This window comes from Pseudoalteromonas sp. MelDa3 (genome assembly GCF_002863625.1).
Lineage (GTDB): Bacteria > Pseudomonadota > Gammaproteobacteria > Enterobacterales > Alteromonadaceae > Pseudoalteromonas > Pseudoalteromonas arctica.
Genome location: NZ_PJBR01000191.1, coordinates 1 through 2,271 on the forward strand (window position 1 = coordinate 1; position 2,271 = coordinate 2,271).

Annotated in this window: 1 protein-coding gene and 1 pseudogene; both read left to right on the top strand. The window is 37.9% G+C overall.

Annotated features, from left to right (window positions below; all coding sequences use genetic code 11):
• Positions 1 to 1,019: pseudogene (locus CXF89_RS18985) on the top strand (hypothetical protein); the annotation flags it as partial.
• Between the two features lie 206 nt (positions 1,020 to 1,225).
• Complete coding sequence (locus CXF89_RS18990) at positions 1,226 to 2,233, top strand: isocitrate dehydrogenase (protein WP_007580684.1); 1,008 nt, start codon at positions 1,226 to 1,228, stop codon at positions 2,231 to 2,233.
• Positions 2,234 to 2,271 lie beyond the last annotated feature (38 nt).

Genomic DNA, 2,271 nt, shown 5'->3' on the forward strand with positions numbered 1-2,271 from the left:
TAGCCCATTTAGGGCCACTATTACCGGGAAGCCGCGTTTTTTATGCCGAGCAAACCATGATTTATTTAGCGACTGATGCGCAGCAAAAACATATTTTAATTAGTAACGCTAATCCAAATAAATTGGCTTGGTTTAGCGTTAAAGCAACCCTTAACGACAACCCAAAACAATGGCATTGCGCTGATAAAACCATTAGCTTCAAAGTGTTTAACAGTGAACATGTTAAGTCAAAAAGTGTGGTTGACGTTGATAAAGCACAGTCTTTACTTGAACTAATAAGTAATATTAAGTCACAGCACGAATATAGCTATAAAGGGCTAAGCCAGCTAATGGCGGCTCACCCTCAGGTAGTTGCTAATTTATGTGAGGCAGTAAAACCTTATAATAAGGAGCATCAGGCCGCTAAAGACTTAAAGCATAGTTTATCGATGGTCGGTTATTATAATGCGCCTGCGATAATTCAAAGAGTTGTTTTTGAGCAATTAGTTAATGTCACCCCACACCCTCTGCAAGCCTACGTTACTAACAGATTAAATGGCTTAGTGAAAATAATGGCCTTATTAGTTAGTAAAAATAAACATGACCAGTTTGAACACATTACATTACCTTTATATGCTTATGCTCATTTTTTATTAACGCAATGCAGTACACAGCTTTCTCGTAAAACGCTGATTGACGACACACCAAATAAAACATTGAGTGCCCCTATTTGCTCATTTTTTGGTGTGGATTCAATTAATAACGAGCAACTAACGCAACAGCTTACTCATTTATTAAGTGACAACCCATGGACAACGGCACTTTTAGAAGCAGAGCAAACACCTAAAAAACACTTAACTGATTCTCATAAACTCTGGATCACACTTAAAATTGTTGCACAGAGTGTTTTTAAACCAGAACTTGCGCTAACAGCGTGGCAACTGCAAACATTAAACGAACAGCTGAAAATACTAAATTGGCAAAACCCAACTGATTTTAATCAAAAATTAGAATCTCTCGCGTTATTTAATAGTATTTAATTTATGGGACCCTATTTAACGTCTTTATACCCATTATAACTTTGGTGTATACCCAGTATTTCTTGTATAAACTAGCAAAATGGGTGATAAGTTGATATAAATGCGCCCTTAAATTTTCAAGCACGTTCACATAAATGATCTAACAAGCGATTACTCTCTCAGGGTAATAATTTATGTGCAAATCAAACTCTTTAAAGGAAAAGTCAATGGCCAAACAAACCATCACAGTGATCAAAGGCGACGGCATCGGTCCGAGCATTATCGACTCAGCACTTGAAATATTAAAAGCCGCAGGTTGCGACTTTGATTATGAATTTGTTGATGCTGGCCTAGCTGCACTTGAAAAAACAGGTGAGTTACTTCCACAAGACACGGTTGATACAATAGCTAGAAACAAAATCACTCTTAAAGGCCCATTAACAACGCCTGTAGGTGAAGGTTTTACGTCTATTAACGTTACACTTCGTAAGCAATTTGGTTTATACGCTAACGTACGCCCTGTTAAATCATTTGTTGGCACTAAAGCGCGTTACGACGATATTGATATCATTACTATTCGTGAAAATACGCAAGGTATGTACTCAGGTGCAGGCCAAATAGTAAGTGAAGACGGTAATGAAGCAGAAGCAAAATCGATAATTACGCGTGAAGGCGCAGAAAAAATCGTAACTTTTGCATATGAGCTAGCGGTACGTGAAGGTCGTAAAAAAGTAACTGCTGTTCATAAAGCTAACATTTTAAAATCAACATCTGGTTTGTTCTTAAAAGTAGCACGTGAAGTAGCTGAGCGTTACCCACAAATTGAATCAAATGAAATGATTGTTGATGCAACGTGTATGAAACTGGTAATGACACCTGAAGAGTTTGACGTAATTGTTACGACTAACTTATTTGGTGATATTTTATCTGACCTTTGTGCTGGTTTAGTTGGCGGTTTAGGTATGGCTCCAGGTGCTAACATTGGTGAAGACGCTGCAATTTTTGAAGCTGTACACGGTAGTGCACCAGATATTGCTGGCAAAAACCTAGCTAACCCAACATCTGTAATTTTAGCGTCTATCCAAATGCTTGAGCATTTAGATATGGGCGATACAGCAGAGCGTATTCGTAGTGCTGTTGCTGATGTAATTAAATCAGGCGACCGTACAACTCGCGATTTAGGCGGCAGCCACGGTACAACTGATTTCACTCAATCAGTAATTGACCGTTTATAATTAATATTTGTTATTAATTTAAATAGCCCGCTAATTTA